The 17,356-nt window shown below is 42.2% G+C and carries 12 protein-coding genes; 7 read left to right on the top strand and 5 right to left on the bottom strand.

Features of this window, described 5'->3' with window-relative positions:
- The first annotated feature begins 171 nt into the window (after nt 1–171).
- From NSTC731_RS18630 to NSTC731_RS18610, 5 genes are all read left to right on the top strand, one after another.
- On the top strand, nt 172–672 hold the full coding sequence (locus NSTC731_RS18630; protein WP_445626247.1) for a DUF6756 family protein: 501 nt from the start codon (nt 172–174) through the stop codon (nt 670–672).
- A 270-nt stretch (nt 673–942) separates the two neighbouring features.
- The gene (locus NSTC731_RS18625; RefSeq protein ID WP_445626246.1) at nt 943–3,666 is read left to right on the top strand and encodes a CHAT domain-containing protein; all 2,724 of its coding nucleotides are present in this window, start codon (nt 943–945) and stop codon (nt 3,664–3,666) included.
- Between the two features lie 312 nt (nt 3,667–3,978).
- Nucleotides 3,979–4,947: a DUF1822 family protein gene (locus NSTC731_RS18620; protein ID WP_445626245.1), complete on the top strand. Its 969-nt coding sequence runs from the start codon at nt 3,979–3,981 to the stop codon at nt 4,945–4,947.
- Between the two features lie 161 nt (nt 4,948–5,108).
- The gene (locus NSTC731_RS18615; protein ID WP_445626244.1) at nt 5,109–7,502 is read left to right on the top strand and encodes a CHASE2 domain-containing protein; all 2,394 of its coding nucleotides are present in this window, start codon (nt 5,109–5,111) and stop codon (nt 7,500–7,502) included.
- 98 nt (nt 7,503–7,600) lie between these two features.
- Nucleotides 7,601–8,404, top strand: coding sequence for a DUF928 domain-containing protein (locus tag NSTC731_RS18610; protein WP_445626243.1), 804 nt, complete (start codon nt 7,601–7,603; stop codon nt 8,402–8,404).
- Between the two features lie 212 nt (nt 8,405–8,616).
- Here the strand turns inward: NSTC731_RS18610 and NSTC731_RS18605 are convergent, their stop codons facing one another.
- Nucleotides 8,617–10,722: a M3 family metallopeptidase gene (locus tag NSTC731_RS18605; protein WP_445626242.1), complete on the bottom strand. Its 2,106-nt coding sequence runs from the start codon at nt 10,720–10,722 to the stop codon at nt 8,617–8,619.
- Nucleotides 10,723–11,241: 519 nt separating this feature from the next.
- On the opposite strand from NSTC731_RS18605, the gene NSTC731_RS18600 reads away from it, so the two are divergent.
- Nucleotides 11,242–12,198 (top strand): hypothetical protein, encoded by a 957-nt coding sequence (locus NSTC731_RS18600; RefSeq protein WP_445626241.1) that lies wholly within the window; start codon nt 11,242–11,244, stop codon nt 12,196–12,198.
- Between the two features lie 308 nt (nt 12,199–12,506).
- On the opposite strand, the gene NSTC731_RS18595 is transcribed toward NSTC731_RS18600, so the two are convergent.
- The gene (locus tag NSTC731_RS18595) at nt 12,507–14,327 is read right to left on the bottom strand and encodes an ABC transporter ATP-binding protein (RefSeq protein WP_445626240.1); all 1,821 of its coding nucleotides are present in this window, start codon (nt 14,325–14,327) and stop codon (nt 12,507–12,509) included.
- 87 nt (nt 14,328–14,414) lie between these two features.
- Complete coding sequence (locus NSTC731_RS18590) at nt 14,415–15,215, bottom strand: DUF6816 family protein (RefSeq protein ID WP_445626239.1); 801 nt, start codon at nt 15,213–15,215, stop codon at nt 14,415–14,417.
- 116 nt (nt 15,216–15,331) lie between these two features.
- On the opposite strand from NSTC731_RS18590, the gene NSTC731_RS18585 reads away from it, so the two are divergent.
- Nucleotides 15,332–15,670, top strand: coding sequence for a carbon dioxide-concentrating mechanism protein CcmK (locus NSTC731_RS18585; RefSeq protein WP_445626238.1), 339 nt, complete (start codon nt 15,332–15,334; stop codon nt 15,668–15,670).
- A 5-nt stretch (nt 15,671–15,675) separates the two neighbouring features.
- Here the strand turns inward: NSTC731_RS18585 and NSTC731_RS18580 are convergent, their stop codons facing one another.
- Both NSTC731_RS18580 and NSTC731_RS18575 read right to left on the bottom strand, forming a co-directional pair.
- On the bottom strand, nt 15,676–16,080 hold the full coding sequence (locus tag NSTC731_RS18580) for a ChuX/HutX family heme-like substrate-binding protein (RefSeq protein ID WP_445626237.1): 405 nt from the start codon (nt 16,078–16,080) through the stop codon (nt 15,676–15,678).
- A gap of 188 nt (nt 16,081–16,268) precedes the next feature.
- Nucleotides 16,269–17,222 (bottom strand): PhoH family protein, encoded by a 954-nt coding sequence (locus tag NSTC731_RS18575; protein ID WP_445626236.1) that lies wholly within the window; start codon nt 17,220–17,222, stop codon nt 16,269–16,271.
- Nucleotides 17,223–17,356 lie beyond the last annotated feature (134 nt).

Genomic DNA, 17,356 nt, shown 5'->3' with positions numbered 1-17,356 from the left:
CTTGTTCAACTAGGTTCAGCATTTTAAACCAATGCGTTAGCATTGTAGTCAAAAGTGTAAAATACTCATATTAATAAATAGAAGCATAAATAGAAGCGAACTTGCTAATAACGCCAAGGAAACGAATCGTCATCGTTTATAGAGAATTGGTATTAGAGCGATGTAGATTTTATGACTCAACGCTTAGATTTCAGAGTAGATATTGAAGAAGCCATAAAAACGCTAAACCTTTCTTGGAATGATTTCAGGTTAGTTAGCCTTCATGAATACGAACAGATATTGGTGTCAATTCTTGAGCGATTCACAAGCTTGGGTAAAAAAGGACTAAATTATCCCTGGTGGTGGGGTTCATTCAAAGAACCATCTTGCTCAATTCATCTCGAATATGCACCCGATGTTTTGAAAGAACTTGTACCTTTAGAAGAGACAGTGTGGTTTGTGGCTGAAGACTGGAAAAGAACTAAACAGCATGGTAATTTTTGGCTCTATGAGGGTGAGATCGAGGTAATTGCCGACTTAATAGGAAAAATGTATGGATTTGAATATTACATAGTCTCGAAAAAGTTTGAGTGGCTACTGGGTGAAGATCGTCACGGGGTATTGATTGGTGTTGGGCAGTCTATGACTGAAAAGATACAATACTTAAAATCAAATCGTGAAAACGTCAGATAGGTTCAGCATTTTAAACCGATGCGTTAGCATTGTGCTTTTTAACTACAACAGATTGCATGATGAGGTAGAGATAATCGTAGAGGCACAATATATTGTGCCCCTACCCGTGTACTTCATTTACTTTGCTAATCAAGTTTCACAGCGATCGCCATAAATAAGAAAATTGTGGAAGCTCAAAGATTGATCGGGAATGGGGATGGTAACATTAGCCTGTTAGCTTAATAATTCATCCTATGTGTTTCTGGTTATCACCTACCTCTCGTCATGCTTATGGCTAAAACAACTAGGATTTTTAGCGCAAATTCTCTAAAGTTCAAAAGCAGGGGTCGAGAAACGGCAAGGACGCGCTGGCTCACTCCTCTAACTCACTTTTTACGTTTGCCTTTGTACTTCCTGGTCGCTTTGCTATGCATTGTCGGTTCACCAGTGCTAGCAAAAGTTCCTGGCTCAATCAATTCTTTATCCCAACTGCCAATAAATAGTATAATATCGCTGACTACGCCCACTGATGCCGCCTCACTCCTACAGCAGGGCAAAGTTCTATATAGTAATGGCAACTTTACCAAAGCTGTAAAAGTTTTACTACAGGCTGTCCAAATATATAAGCAGCAAGGGGAGAGCCTTGGATTAGCAGTCACATTGGGTAATCTTTCCCTAGCTTACCAGCAACTCGGTGCATGGAATCAGGCGCAGCAGGCAATTACAGAAAGCTTAAATTTACTTCAAGAACCGGATAAAAACCAAAATCTGCAAATATTTGCCCAATCATTAGATATTCAAGGTCGTCTGCAATTGGCAATGGGAAAGTCCGAGGCGGCTTTGGCAACTTGGCAGCAGACAGAAGAAATTTACAAACAAGCAGATAATCAAAGTGGCGTGGTGCGATCGCTAATCAATCAAGCACAAGCGTGGCGCACCCAAGGATTTTACCCGCGAGCGATCAAAACCCTCGATCGAATCAGTCAGACGTTAAAATCTCAACCAGATTCTCTAGAAAAGACAGTGAGTTTGCGATCGCTCGGTGATGCCCTTTTGGTATTGGGCGATTTGAAAAAGTCACGCCAAGCGCTAGAAGAAAGTCTGATAATTGCTCAAAATCTCCAATCAAGCGCTGATATTGGGGCTAGTCTGTTCAGCTTGGGGAATAATGCCCGCAAACAAAATCAAAAGGAACAGGCGATCGCCTATTATCAAAAAACAGTCGCAGTATCTCCCTCACCCCTCACAAAAGTTCAAGCACAACTCAATCACCTGGGACTACTGATTAAAGATAAAGAATGGGCAAAGGTTCAAACTCTTTTGCCGTTGATTGAGTCCCACCTCAAGCAACTTCCCCTCAGCCGTGCGAGTATTTACGCTCAGGTTAACTTTTCACAAAGTTTGGCAAAAGTCAAGAGTGGTGTATTACAAGCATCGAGTCAGAGTTTTTACTCAGGATCGAGTACAAAAGATTCAGCAAAATTACTCGCTAGTGCCATTCAGCAATCCCGTAGTTTAGGTGACAAGCGGGCAGAGGCTTATGCTCTAAAGAGTTTAGGCGGCTTGTACGAAGAAACCAGACAGTTGTCAGAAGCGCAAGACCTGACTCGGCAAGGATTAGCTTTGGCACAGAGTAGCAATGCACCAGAAATTACCTATAGCTTGGAGTGGCAGTTAGGTAGATTGCTTTGGGCACAAAAAGATATTAATGGTGCGATCGCGGCTTATGATGCTGCTGTAAACACTCTTGAGTCTCTGCGGAGAGATTTAGTAGTCAATAAAGATGTAGTGAACCAGGATGTGCAATTTGATTTCCGGGACAGTGTAGAACCTGTCTACCGCCAGTCAGTAGAGTTACTGCTGCAATCTCAAAAAGGAAAACCAAATGAAGAAATATTGGATAAAGCACGCCAGCGAATTGAAGCACTCCAACTAGCAGAATTAGACGACTTCTTTCAGGAAGCTTGTCTGCAAGGTCAGAAAGTAGCCCTCGATCGAGTAGTAGATAAAGATAATTCCAAGGCTGCCATTCTTTATCCAATTATTCTTCGTGACGAACTCCAGGTAATTGTCAAAATTCCTCAACAACCTTTGGAAAGCTACAGTACCAAAATTTCCCAAAGAGAAGTAGAGCAACTCTTAATAAAACTGCGAAGAAATCTTGTCGATCCAACTGCTACTAAGATCGTCCAAACCCAATCGCAAGAAGTTTACAGCTGGCTGCTTAAACCCATTGAGTCACAATTGCAACAAAGTGGCGTCGATACGTTAGTGTTCGTCCTAGATGGGCCATTACGCAATTTACCAATGGCAGCTCTCTACGATGGTAAACAATATTTAGTAGAGAAATATGCGATCGCCCTCAGCGTTGGTCTACAACTTCTCGACCCGAAACCGCTAATTAAACAGCAGCTCAGAGCGCTAACCGCAGGACTGACTATGCCGCCGCCAGGATTTCCCAAGTTTGCACCATTGCTGGCGATCAAATCTGAATTTGACGGTATTGCCAAAGCAGGAGTTTCGACAACCAGCCTATTGGATGGAGATTTTAAGAAAAAGAATTTGGAAAGTGAAATTGACGCTGCTTCATTCAACATAGTGCATTTGGCAACCCACGGTCAGTTTAGTTCCCGCCTCGAAGACACTTTTATTTTAGATTTCGATGGTCAGATCAATGTCAAAGATTTTGATACTCTCTTCCACAGCCAGAATAAAACCGTAGTAGAATTATTGGTTTTGAGTGCTTGCCAGACAGCAACAGGAGACAGCCGTGCAGCACTCGGTCTAGCAGGAGCAGCTGTCCGAGCTGGGGCGCGTAGTACCATCGCTTCCCTGTGGCAAATTGATGATGAATCAACAGCGATGTTTGTTAGTGCCTTCTATCGAGAACTCAAAAGTGGCAAAATCACCAAAGCCGAAGCAGTCCATCGTGCCCAACTACAACTGCTGAAACATCCCAATTACAGAGCGCCAAGCTTTTGGTCTGCCTATGTTTTGATTGGCAATTGGTTGTGATTTGAGGGGCCGATCTTTGTAAGCGATCGCTCAAATTGTCCGCTCAAAATTTGGCAAACTATCTGCTAGTTGATAAGCCGCTTTTAGCAGCTTTAAGCTATTTTATCGAGGTATAAATACTCAAAATATCTATCTCTCAGATGATTTCAATATACAATCTTTTAATCGTATGGGATATTTTTACCTAATCCCCAGTCCCCAATTCTCTTTTTCCAGTATTCAGTTTTTTTTTCCAGTGTTCAGTTTTGTGGCATAAATTTATTGAATGCGGGTGATATATACATAGCAGCATTGAACCCTAGAAATTGACTTATGAATAACTCCACCTATCAGCTAGATGATTTCGCTTTAACATTGCCGATTTCCCAAACAGCTCGCATAACTGCCCAGCAATTTGCTAACCAGCAACCAAATCTTGAAAAAGCAGAGCAAGTCCGGCTGAATACTTTAGCTGTATGGGTGGTGAATGACTACTTGCAGATGATGGATATTCCTACCGATCTTCATGCTAGTGACAGTTGGAACCCAATTGTGCGCCTTTGTGGGGATGTCGCTGATTTAGAACTGCCCTCAATTGGCCGTCTGGAGTGTCGCCCTGTCCGTTTGCATCAGCAAATATGTTTTATTCCTCCAGAAACTTGGGAAGAACGGGTGGGTTATTTAATAGTTCAATTTGATGAATCGCTCGAAGAAGCAAGGCTGCTTGGTTTTGTCCCTAGTGTGGCAACTGAAACAGTTCCTTTAGCGCAACTGCAACCATTGGAAGCGTTTATTGACCACATCTGGGAACTGCGTCAATCCCCACTTAATTCATTAGTAAATTTGAGTCAATGGTTTGCTGGTATATTTGAGACTGGTTGGGAAACTATTGAATCGCTGTGGAACGTGCCGGAACTCATGCCAACTTATGCCTTTCGCAGTATTGAAACTTTGGAATTAGATACCCTCAAACAACCAGAATCAATTACTAAACGGGCAAAAGTGATTGATTTAGGTATCCAAATCTACAACCAACCTGTGATGTTGATTGTGGAAATCAGTCCCGAAAAAGATCGACAAACTAGTATTCATCTCCAATTGCACGCCACTGGAAATCAAATTTACTTGCCACCAGGAGTTCATCTCACTGTTATAGATAGTTCAGGAGCAATATTTCTTGACGCTCAATCTAGAAAATCAGACAACTACATTCAATTGCAGTTTCGTGGTGAACCTAGAGAGCAATTTAGTGTTAGGGTAGCCTTGGATAATACCAGTATTACCGAATATTTCCGAATTTGAAATATGTAACTATCTTCCTTGTTTGTCGGTAATTTATTAAGTGATAATTCATTAATTGAAAATTAAAAATTAAAAATCCAAGCTAGCTTTTGGAGACTTGTGAAGCTTGCGATCGGACATGAGAACAGGGCACGATCTTGCATGGGGAAATAGCGACGGTTATGGGTAAATTAGTGGCGATCAAATTTGGAGAGGGTAGTTTTGAGCAGGGGTTTGCTGTCACCCTCCAAATTGGTGAAGAACACGAGCGTGCTACAACCGAAATCACCGGGAGGCTCCCTTCATTCCCGGAAATGCCGCTCTATTATAGTCATTGGCAGTCTAGTTATCGGCAAATAGGCAATCGTTATCGCCTCCATGCTGACAAAATGCAGGTGACGAATGTATCAATGGTGCAAGACTGCGAAAACGCTTCTCATATTTTGCGCGCACGCTTTAATACTTGGTTGCGAGCAGAGGAGTTTCGCCCTTTGAGAGAAAAATGGTTAGAAAAATTATCATCCAGCGACGAAGTACGGGTAATTCTGCAAACAGAAAATAGCCAATTGCAGCTATTACCTTGGCATCTTTGGGACTTGTTAGAACGCTATCCCAAAGCTGAAATTGCCCTTTCTTCACCATCCTACGATCGCATTCACAAGCCACGCACTCTCAATCAATTAGTCAATATTTTGGCAATTGTCGGCAATAGTAAAGGGATTGACACCCAAGCCGATCGAGCTTTACTGCAACAGTGTAGTAACGCAAAGGTGAGCTTTTTGGTAGAACCACAACGTAAGGACTTGACTGAGCATCTCTGGGGAAAAAACTGGGATATTCTCTTCTTTGCCGGACACAGTTCCAGTCAAGGAAATGGCGAAAGCGGACGAATTTATCTGAATAGAACTGATAGTCTTACCATTGGCGAGTTAAAGTACGCTCTCAAAAAAGCCATTGAAAATGGTTTGCAATTAGCTATATTCAACTCCTGTGATGGATTGGGATTGGCGCGAGAATTAGCTGATTTGCAAATTCCTCAAATAATTGTCATGCGCGAACCCGTCCCAGACCAGGTTGCGAAGGAGTTTTTAAAATATTTTCTCCAAGGTTTTGCTGGTGGCGAGTCTTTATATCAAGCGGTACGCCAAGCGCGGGAACGCTTGCAAGGACTTGAAGATAGATTTCCTTGTGCGACTTGGCTACCAGTAATTTGCCAAAATCCGGCGCAGATACCACCGACTTGGGATGAATTAAGGTCTACAAAATCTGAAGATGAAGAGCCAGCAAATTTACCTTTGTCTAACAAACGCAAATTTAAGAGAATTGTATTATCCAGCTTGGCAGTTACAGCTTTGGTTTTTGGCGTGAGATTGGTGGGATTGCTAGAAAATCCAGAGATTCAAGCCTATGACCTAATGATGCGATCGCGCCCTGCCGAAGGACTCGATCCCCGACTGTTAATTATTACAATTGACGATGAGGATTTAGCAATTCAAAGACAAAATGGCGAGTCCTTAATTGGAGCTTCCATTTCTGAAAAATCTCTGAATAAACTTTTAGCAAAACTGAATCAATACCAATCCCGCGCGATCGGCTTGGATGTCTACCGTGATTTTCAGGCCAAAGAGCCAGATTTAATTACTCGTCTCCAGCAAACTCAGAACTTGGTTGGCGTATGCAAGGGAAGCGATCGCACAGGAAATATCAAAGGCATTAAGCCGCCACCAGAAATCCCTCCAGCAAATCTGGGATTCAGTGACTTTATTCACGATCGCGATGGAGTTATTCGTCGGCATCTTCTGTTCATGAATCAAGAGACGACATCATCGTGTTTTACTCCATATTCCTTCAGTTTACAACTAGCATCCCTTTATCTGCGCCCTTTAGGAATTCAAACAAAGTTCACCCCTGAAGGAAATTTGCAGTTGGGTAAGACTATTTTTGAGAATCTGAAGTCTCGTACTGGTGGCTATCAAGGTATCGATGCTAATGGCGGTCAAATCTTACTCAACTATCGTTCTTCAAAAGAAATAGCCGAACAGGTAACGCTAACGCAATTTTTATCTGGTCCGGTTAACCCTAACGCCATCAAAAACCGGATTGTTTTGATTGGTGTGACTGCAAAGGGGGATTCTCCAGACACTTGGTCTACACCTTATGGCATTCCTTTAGATGAGCAAATGCCAGGAGTACTAGTACAAGCTCACATGGTCAGCCAGATCCTTGGTGCAGTTCAGGATGGACGGCCGTTGCTGCGCGCTTGGTCATTGTGGGCGGAGGTAGTCTGGATTTGGGGCTGGTCTTTGATTGGGGGAATACTGGTTTGGCGCAGACTTTCATTACCCTGGTTGGCGTTGGCAATGGGTGTTGCTTCTAGCGTTTTGTATGTACTTTGCTTTGGTCTGTTCGTTTCGGGTGCTTGGGTGCCTTTCGTACCGTCGGCTTTATCGTTGTTAGCTATGGGGGTTTTAATGTCAATTTATAATCATTCAAAAACAAAAGTCCGGGCGGGGAATGGGGAAGAAGCAAGGGAGCAGGGGGCAGGGGGCAAGGGAGCAGGGGAGAAGTTGCAGTAAGTTTTTTCCCTTTGCCCCTGTGCCTCTTGTGCCCAATATAAAATCTAAAATCTAAAATCTAAAATCTAAAATCTAAAATCCTATGAGGTCAGGTTTCTATGAATTTAAATTCACAACCGATAAAACTGTTTTTAGTAGTAGCTTTTAGTTGTACAAGCTTATTAGTTAGTCTGACTCCAATACTGGCAAAAACAACTCCTAATCGCTCTGACGCTAAAACAACCCTTGCTCAAGCCACAACTTTTACTCAACCTCCAATTCCAGCTGGCTCACCTCCGGGAGGTCGCGTTCGTGGTGGAGCAAAGCGCGGGGGGCCTAGTGGATGTCCTTCACCTGAAATTGACTTGACTGCTTTAGTACCCTTTACTCAGGAAGCTAACTCAGTGATTAATGTCTGGGGACAAACAACAGTAGAACATCCAAGTTGGTTTTTCTATGTGCCATATACCAAAGATTCGCCCTATACAGTTGAATTTGTGTTGCAAGATCCAGACGCTAACGAGGTATACAAAAAAGCGATCGCTCTACCGGATAAGCCCGGAATCATCCGCGTTTCTTTGCCTAGCACTGCCCCCACTTTAGCAGTAGGCCAACAATACCGTTGGTTTTTCACCATTAACTGTGACAAAGAAAAGAATGCTCCCCCAAGTTTTGTTGAAGGGGTAATAAAACGAGTTAACCTTAGTCAACCAACAGTCAAACAACTAGAAACGGCAGAACCTCTAAAGCGCTATGCTATCTACGCCCAAAATGGGATATGGTACGAGGCACTGACGACGTTAGCTGAACTGCGTCAACAAAATCCTCAAGATGCAGCCCTGAAAGCAGAGTGGCGAAATTTGTTGAGCAGCATCCGCTTAGATGATGTTGCCGGAGAACCCATTGTTCCAGGAACACCTTAAACTAGGAAAAAATTTTCAGTTAATACCAATTTTAAAAAAGAATGCAACAAATAGACCATTTGTAGAGACGCGATTCATCGCGTCTTTACTTTACACCAATTCATCGCGTCTTTACTTTACACAAGGATGTGTTGCAATCATTAATTGAATTGGTATAAGCAAAAATTTTGGTGTAGAGACGTTGCAATACAACATCTCCACAGATGTGTTACTTAGTTTGCAGCAGCACTTACTAAACCATTATGCCTGAGCAAAGCGATCGTACTTGGTTCACGACCCCGGAAAGTTTTAAACACCTCCATTGGATGCTTGCTACCACCGAGTGCTAGTACCGTATCCCGATAACGCCGACCTGTCGCTTTTATAGCTTCTTCATTTTCTAGCCCAGCTTCTTCAAAAGCGGCAAAAGCATCAGCACTAAGGACTTCAGCCCATTTATAACTGTAGTAACCTGCTGCATAACCACCTTCAAAAATGTGCCCAAAAGAACACAATATTGAATCTTCTGGAAGTGGTGGTAAAACAGTAGTAGTCTTAGCTATGCGATGACGCACATCTGCTGGAGTTTCATTGCTGCCGGAACGATAGCGGTAGTGTAGTTCTAAATCAACACTGCTAAGGTGAATTTGCCGTAACATACCAGTACCACTCATATAATTACGCGCCGCTAGCAGCTTTTGATAATAATGCTCTGGTAGGGCTTCTCCAGTTTCGTAATGTTTAGCCATACCAAACAAAGTGGGTCGCTCATAACACCAGTTTTCCATAAACTGACTGGGTAGTTCCACTGCATCCCATTCCACATTATTGATACCTGCGGCTCCGGCATAGTCAACCTTGGTGAGCATGTGGTGCAATCCATGACCAAACTCGTGGAACAAAGTCTCTACTTCATAGAAAGTCATCAAACTCGGCTTGCCATCTACTGGGGGAGTTTGGTTACATATCAAATAAGCCACAGGCAACCGGATGGCAGTTGCACCATTTTCAGTTTTGCCACGATTGATGCATACATCCATCCAAGCACCACCACGTTTTTCTGCTGGACGGCTATAGGGATCTAAGTAGAAATAAGCAATAGGAGAACCAGTTTCATCGGCTATTTGGAAATAACGGACATCTTCATGCCATACTGGGGCTTGACCATCGGCAGGGGTTACTGTAACACCAAATAGCCGCTTAACAAGTCCAAACAAGCCATCTAGCACTTGGGGAAGGGGAAAATAGGGACGTAATTCTTCAGCGGTAAAGGCAAATTTTGCTTCTCGTTGGCGTTCTGCCCAAAAGCTGATGTCCCAATGTTTTAAATCTTGATATTCTTCTCCATAAGATGCAGCAAAAGCTTGAAGTTCTTTTAAGTCTTTGACAGCAGCATCATAACTGGCTTGGCGTAGTTCTTCTAATAGTGCTTCGACTGCCTCAACATTAGGAGCCATTTTACTTGCAAGGCTCAACTCGGCAAAACTTTTAAAGCCAAGTATCTCTGCGAGTTCTTGCCGTAACTCCAAAATACGCACAATTAACGGGTTATTATCTAAATCGCCACTAGAAGCGCGAGTGATATGAGCTTTGTAGAGCTGTTCGCGCAAATCTGGACGGGTGCTGTGCTGCATGAAAGGGCCGTAACTGGGAAAGTCTAAAGTAATGCGCCAAGGGCCATTTTCTGGTGTGGCGTTCTCTTCTTTTGCCGCACGTGCAGCTTGAGCAGCTAAACTCACCAAACTTGGTGGTAAACCGTCAATTTCCGCTTTTGTTGTCAGGGTTAAGCTAAAGGCTTTCGTAGCATCAAGTACATGGTTAGAGAATTTAGTAGAAAGTTCTGCCAACTCCATCTGAATGGCGTTGAAACGGTCTCTTATCTCTCCTTTTAAGCCAACACCAGAAAGTTCTGCATCTCGAATGGCGGCTTCCACAATGCGCTGTTGAGCTAATTCTAAAGTTGCCCAATTATCACTGCTACGGAGTGCCTTAAAAGCATTGTAGATGGGTTGGCTTTGACCGAGTTTGTTGATAAATTGTACGACTAGTGGCTGTACGATTTCATGAGCTTCGCGCAGTTCCGGGCTATTTTTAACACCCATTAAATGATTTACCACCCCCCAACTCCAGGTAAGCCGTTCCGTCAGCTTTTCTAAGGGTTCTACTAAACCACTCCAAGTCGGCTGTACATTAGCTTCTAAAGTGGCAAGTTGCTGGTCAAGTTCTGCTAGCAGCTGATTGAAGGCGGGTACTACTCGTTCTGGTTTAATCTCTGTAAATTGAGGTAAACCAGTGCCTTGGAGTAAGGGATTATCGGAAATAATGGTACTTGCACTCATGATTTTGTGTGAACTGCGAACGAAAAAAAATCATTGTTGATTTTTATTTATATATCTTCTAATGTAACGATCGCTGTGCTATTTGGTATTGCCATTGTGGCAAAAAGCTAAAAAAAACGATAATTCCTCACAAAAGTATCCCGATACGACTATTTTGTTTAGTTTATGAACTTTGCGATCGCTTGCTCGTCGGCGCTTCGCATTGGGAACAGAGTGTATTCACCTACCTCACTCTGATTAAAGGCGATGCCTACGCAAAAAGACACGATCGTGTATTATGTCAAACAGGTAACTCCTCTGTCAGCATGGGCCTTACCTGAAAAGCAGAGTTTCAGCCGGAGAATTGCACGTTTTCAAGGCTCAGAAGCGTACAAATTAACTGAGCATCAGCAAGCGTCCTTAGCAAACCAAAAAGGAAGGCTCCAGATTTCCATATTTATGATATTATTTGGCAACTCATCTTTTTACTCGTAAAATCGAAGACAAGATCGAGGTCAGTAAAAAAGAGTCCCTAAATTAATGAATACGTTAATCACTCAGGGTGGAAGAGCTATCACTAAATTTCAGGTGGTAGACCGGATAAACGATATCGCTTGGCAAGCTCACCAAGGCAGCGTTGCGGCGATTATTCAGCTATTGAACGAAAAGCTAGCCCAGTCTTGTGTCAGAACTAGAGCCATTTTTTCTGATGGTGTCTTACAAATTCTGTGCGAGGCAGCTAAAGTAGAACAACTTGAGCAATCTCCTCTGGTAGAACAAATCCAGCAAATTCTTGAGTCTATCGCCCCGCGTCACATTCGCCGTGTTAAAATCAACAGTCGGATTGTTCGAGAACAACAATTGCTATGGTTAAAAGAAATAGATAGCGATCGCGAAAATCAATTGCTTTGGTCACAGGAAATTACATTAATTCAGCCAAATGTTGTAAAGCAATTAATTAAAGATTTCACAGAAGCTCAAGCTGAACTAGGAAAACCAAATTATCCGAAAACTCAAGTTTCTCGTCCTTTAGTACTCATCAACAAAGAAAAATACAAAAATAAACCTAAAACAAAGATATTAGCAGCAGCTGGTTTATGCTCGCTGTTATTGCTTAGTTGGGTTGTTTATGCCCAGCTAGGTAATAAATTGAAAAACCTAATACAACCAGAAACTTCCAAATCTTTAACTACAGAAAACACTAAAGATAGCAAAGCCCAAACATCATCTCGCGCTTCTAACAATAGCTTTTCTGAGCCTTCTGACGATCCATTTCAAATATCTGTGCGAATTGCCAACCAAGCTTCTGCATCTGGAAAAACAGCTACAACCTCAACTCAGTGGTTAGAGATTGCTGCTAAGTGGCAACGGGCTTCAGATTTAATGAGTACTGTACCACAAACCCACAGCCGTTATCAAGAAGCTAAAATTCGTACTCAACTTTATAAAAAATACAGTGAGGCGGCACAGAAAGAAGCAGATAAGAGCAAATCTTAGTTTTTTCTGATTGGAAGACTTCGATTAGTGATTAGTATTCCAGCAGTAGGGAATGGATTATTTACTTTACTTATCACGCTTCACGAAAGGGCGTAAAACTAATTTCAATGGCTAACGCTTTTCTTGGGGAATAGGAGCAAATTCCCCACTTGATAATATTAGTTATACCACCGAATAGGCGCGAAAGAGTTTTAGATAACACATATTTAATTTCTGAAGATATCTATAAAAAATCGACCTTATTGTGAATAAAGTCGATTTAATCAGGCGGATTCATTTGTGGGGCCAATCCAAAATGTGTATGTCCCCTAACTCAGAAGTTCTCCTGTTTCTTGTAGGGAGTGCAAGCGGCGGTAAATACCCTCGTGACGCAAGAGTTCATCGTGGCTACCCATTTCTACAATCTTTCCTTGCTCTAGAACGACAATTTTATCAGCTTCCCGGACTGTGCTTAAACGGTGGGCAATAACAATGGTGGTGCAAGTGCCTTGAATCGATCGCATCGCTAGCTGAATTGAACGCTCAGACTCATAATCTAAACTAGAGGTAGCTTCGTCAAAAACCAGCACGTCTGGTTCCACTAACAACGCTCTAGCAATTCCCAAACGTTGTCTTTGTCCTCCAGATAACCTGACACCTCGTTCTCCCACGACAGTGTAATAACCTTTGGGTAAGTGCTGCACTACTTCATCGACTCTGGCAATTCTACAGGCTTCCTGAACCTGCTCGAAAGTGGCATTTGGTCTGCCGTAGGTGAGGTTATCCAAGATAGTACCGTTGAAAACGTCTACTTCTTGGTGAACGATCGCTAGCCTTCGTCTATACTTACCCACATCCAAAGTGCGAATATCTTGACCATCAATCAGAATTTGGCCTGCTTGAGGTTCAAAATATCGCAACAGCAATTTCACTAAAGTAGACTTACCAGAACCGGAGCGCCCCACTAATGCCACCGTTTGGTATGGCTCAATCAACAAGTTAATATCTTGCAAAACTTGACGGTTGGCATCATATCCAAAACTAATATGAGATAACTCAACTTTTCCAGTAAATTTATAAGGTGATTCTGTCTGGTTACTCTCTTCTAAAAGACTAGCTGAATCGGATGCAGTTGGCTCTTGGAGAAATTCGTGAAACCGCAGCATAGAAGAATAACGACGGGCAAAAACTTCTGCCAAGCTACCAATAGGTTCTAATTCGGCATAAGCCATGCTAGAAAGAGTTAAGGTCATGACAAAGTGGCCGAGAGAAATTTTCCCATTTACTGTTGCTGCTAAAGTCAAACCCAGAATTGTAAATACACAAAACTGAATTACGGTTCTTTGCCAAGTACCCAATATCGTATAACCTTTGTGGATGCGATAATCAAGCACCGTTAATTCTCGATCCAAACGTTGCTTTTGCCGCTTCAGTTCCCTAGCTTCTGTAGCAAATGCTTTTACCGTTTTGATATTGGTGATTAATTCGGAAGTGCGACTTTCGGTGTCCTCTGCATACTTATCTAGACGACTTTCGTACCTAATGAGCTGTTGTAAACTCCTCAAGCTGAAGCTGAGAATAATTACAAAGGAAATTAGATATAAAATTGCAATCCGCCACTCAATGAACAAGATAAACACAAAAATACCCAGCACACGAGCCAGTTTAGGAATCAACTGTCCGGTAACTTCGGGATATACCCAAGTGTGGTTAGCAACACCTCTAGCTACTCTGCCGGCAATGCGTCCAGGGTTATTTTCATCATAAAATTCTAGTGGCAGAGTCAGAACTTTAGCGATCGCTGTTTCGTTTTTTTCTCGACGCGACCTGAAGGCTATATCCCAATGAAACCAATTGGTTAACCAGGGTTGTGTTGGCGCTCTCACTACGGTGACAACGAAAATTAAACCCAGTAATACACCCAAAGATAGAGTTTTATTAACTGGGTAATTGGTGATATCCGAAAAAGTTGCGATCGCACTTTGAAGTGGTTTGTCCAAGGGTTGAGCAGACAAAACGTTTAATATCTGCCCGATCGCATAAGGAACAACCAAATCAATAATTTCGTAAACGCTGGATGCTGTAATACTGAAAACACTCACTTTCCAGTAAGAGCGAAAGTAATTGACAATATCTTGAAATTTGGCCATGATGCACACCGTCCAAGAGCGCGATCGAAAACTTGGAATTTATATACTACAACTGTATTACAAAGCGATCAAGAGATAGATGACAAATCACTCTTTGGGAGTAGTTGGTAGCTCTTGAGGGAAAAATTCGAGGCGATAGCGATAGAGAGCAACTGGTCGAGAACCAGCTTTAAAGTAATCTGGATCTTGGGGTGAAAGATAGACAGCAGTAACTTGATCTGCTTCAATCGCCGGATTAGATGTTGAAACTTGATGATAAGCCGTAGTCGATTCTACAGAGTTTAAATAGGGGCGCGAACCGCCTTTAAATAGTTGTTGAAACACTTCTGTGGTGATGAACTTGCCATCAGGAGTAGTTTCTGTAGCACGTGCAGTCACAATAGAAACTAGTTGGCGACTGCTACGCAAGAACGTAATTTGACGATTAGGTGAATCTGGATCTACTTTGACTGATAACACTGCTTTATCCCCTAAATAAGCTCTTGCCAAATTCAAGCTATTAAACGCTCTATCCGCTACTAAAATTGGGGATTTGTAACCTATCTGAGGAAGTATTTTTAATCCAGAAATAAGTGGTTGCTGTTTCACAAATCTTACTACAAAACTCACAGGTTGATTTAATTGTCGGCGATTACCTTCAAATCCTGGAGTTACAATCTCTGGTGCTAAAGGCGCAGCTAAATCTACTAAGGTACTTGTAACTTTCCAAGTTCCAGCCATCCATTCAGGGTAAACTAAATCACCTGAAGCCGGTTGCACTGAAGTTAATTTTTCCCACTGTGGAAAATTTGCTAACCTTTGAGACAACTCTCCTGCAAAAGCTTCACCACCCCACACAAGGAATAAAAACAGCAAGCAAAAACTCCAAATTACCTTCATTACAAGCATTAGCAGTTTTGTATTTAATGGTTATTGTTTATCGATTAAAAATTAAATAATTTTCTGTAATAAATTAAAACTTTGTAGTGAGATAATTAGCCCTATCCCGAATTTATAGTGATAGCATGACATTGGCATTAGGCATGATTGAAGTTTATGGCGTTCCCACAGCAGTGGAAGTGGGAGATGCTATGTGTAAAGCTGCCCGTGTAACCCTTGTTGGTTATGAAAACACTGATTTGGGACGAATTACTGTCTTAATTCGAGGAGTTGTGGGCGAGGTGAATGTAGCAGTAACAGCAGGATTGAAGGCGGTGCTGCGAGTTGACGGTGGTGAGATACTTTCTAATCACATTATTCCCCGCCCCCACGAAAATTTAGAATATGTTTTACCGATTCATCGCAGCGTTAATATCGAGCAGTTCAGTGCAGATATCCGATTTCCTCCACCTCTATCAGTTTAGCTGTATTAAATTTCTGCTGGTAAAGGTTGCCAAACTTCCCCATACTTCTGTTTTAAAGTTTCCCAAGCTTCCACTTGTCCTAGTTCATATTCTCCTGGTTTACCCCATTGTAAAAAGAGGCTTAAAGCAGACTCCTGTTTATCATCTAAAAACCGAATGGCATAGGTTGTAAAGTTACCTCTTTTCGCTTCACCTGTTTCAAATTTAACTTGAGTGATTTTATCCATATTCAAGTGAAACTCAAAGCCTTCGGTGTGCATATTCGCATACTTCCCTTTAGGCAATTCTGCATAAAATAATTTTTCTATTTTGCCTCGTGCTTCTAATACAGCAGCGCTGCTAGTCACAATTAAACGCAAAGTTCCCAAAGTCTCGCAAGCTTCTAAAAATTCTTTTAATGTTGTGGTCATTTGTCATTTGTCCTTTGTCATTTGTCGTTGATTAAACGATGATTCATAATACCAATTCAATTAATGATTGCAACATATCCTTAGGTAAAGACGCGATGAATCGCGTCTCTACAAATGGTTTATTTGTCGCATTCTTTTTTCAAATTGGTATAACTAATGCCCAATGCCCCATTCCCCATTCCCAATCCCTATTTTTCATATTGTTCATAAGCAGCAACAATACGTTGAACTAGAGGATGGCGTACAACATCTCTTTGGGAAAATTCACAAAAGGCAATACCTTCAACGTGTTTTAAAATTTGTAAAGCCACTCCTAAACCTGATTGTTGGTGAAGTGGTAAATCAGTTTGTGTCATGTCGCCTGTAATCACCATCCGCGAACGGAAACCCAAACGAGTCAAAACCATTTTCATCTGAGCAGGTGTAGTATTTTGAGCTTCATCTACAATTACAAAGGCGTTATTGAGGGTGCGTCCCCGCATATAGGCTAGTGGTGCGACTTCAATCACACCGCGTTCCATTAAACTAGGTACTTTTTCTGGATCGATGAATTCATAAATAGCATCGTAAAGTGGGCGAAGATAGGGATTAACTTTCTGTTGTAAGTCTCCAGGCAAAAAACCGAGTTTTTCACCAGCTTCGACGGCAGGGCGAGTTAAGATTAGCTTTTCAAATTGGTTAGCAAGGAGTGCTTGGACAGCGACAACAACAGCGAGATAAGTCTTGCCGGTACCAGCAGGGCCAATGCCAAAGGTGAGATCGCGTTTGCGGAGTGCGTCAATATATTGGCGCTGGCGGAAGGTTTTGGCACGGACTTCTTCACCCCGGCGACTTTTGGCGAGGACATTTCGCTGTAAATCTTGCAGTTCCCCTTGCCGATCGCTATCTATGGCTTGACGGGCTGTTAAAATATCCGCACTGGAAATAGTATTGCCTTTAATCCAGAGGTCTTCAAGCGATCGCACTAATCGAGAGGCCAAATCAATTTGCTTTTCAGTACCAGAAATCACTAATTCCTGTCCGCGTAGTACTAAAGCGGCTCCTGTTTGCCGAGATAGGATTTTGAGATTTTCTTCTCCATCTCCAGCGAGAGCGATCGCACTGGTAATATTCGGCAGCTGAATTGTTAAGGCACCTGCCATAGTATTTCTTAATTGGTGAGGATCTGTATTTGACAAAGGTTAATTTTTCTCGCTAACGGCGAAATTATGCTTTTATTACCTACATTGTGAAAAAGATTTGCAACAGATTAATCGTCCGTAGGGGCGTACAGCTT

The organism is Nostoc sp. DSM 114167 (genome assembly GCF_052692655.1).
Note: the sequence above shows the minus strand (reverse complement) of the source record. Positions and strands in the feature narration are given on the sequence as shown.

Bases quoted from the DNA above. Each gene is read 5' to 3' on its own strand.
- NSTC731_RS18630 (WP_445626247.1), top strand. From the start codon at position 172: ATGACTCAACGCTTAGATTTCAGAGTAGATATTGAAGAAGCCATAAAA.
- NSTC731_RS18625 (WP_445626246.1), top strand. From the start codon at position 943: ATGGCTAAAACAACTAGGATTTTTAGCGCAAATTCTCTAAAGTTCAAA.
- NSTC731_RS18620 (WP_445626245.1), top strand. From the start codon at position 3,979: ATGAATAACTCCACCTATCAGCTAGATGATTTCGCTTTAACATTGCCG.
- NSTC731_RS18615 (WP_445626244.1), top strand. From the start codon at position 5,109: ATGGGTAAATTAGTGGCGATCAAATTTGGAGAGGGTAGTTTTGAGCAG.
- NSTC731_RS18610 (WP_445626243.1), top strand. From the start codon at position 7,601: ATGAATTTAAATTCACAACCGATAAAACTGTTTTTAGTAGTAGCTTTT.
- NSTC731_RS18605 (WP_445626242.1), bottom strand. From the start codon at position 10,722: ATGAGTGCAAGTACCATTATTTCCGATAATCCCTTACTCCAAGGCACT.
- NSTC731_RS18600 (WP_445626241.1), top strand. From the start codon at position 11,242: ATGAATACGTTAATCACTCAGGGTGGAAGAGCTATCACTAAATTTCAG.
- NSTC731_RS18595 (WP_445626240.1), bottom strand. From the start codon at position 14,327: ATGGCCAAATTTCAAGATATTGTCAATTACTTTCGCTCTTACTGGAAA.
- NSTC731_RS18590 (WP_445626239.1), bottom strand. From the start codon at position 15,215: ATGCTTGTAATGAAGGTAATTTGGAGTTTTTGCTTGCTGTTTTTATTC.
- NSTC731_RS18585 (WP_445626238.1), top strand. From the start codon at position 15,332: ATGACATTGGCATTAGGCATGATTGAAGTTTATGGCGTTCCCACAGCA.
- NSTC731_RS18580 (WP_445626237.1), bottom strand. From the start codon at position 16,080: ATGACCACAACATTAAAAGAATTTTTAGAAGCTTGCGAGACTTTGGGA.
- NSTC731_RS18575 (WP_445626236.1), bottom strand. From the start codon at position 17,222: ATGGCAGGTGCCTTAACAATTCAGCTGCCGAATATTACCAGTGCGATC.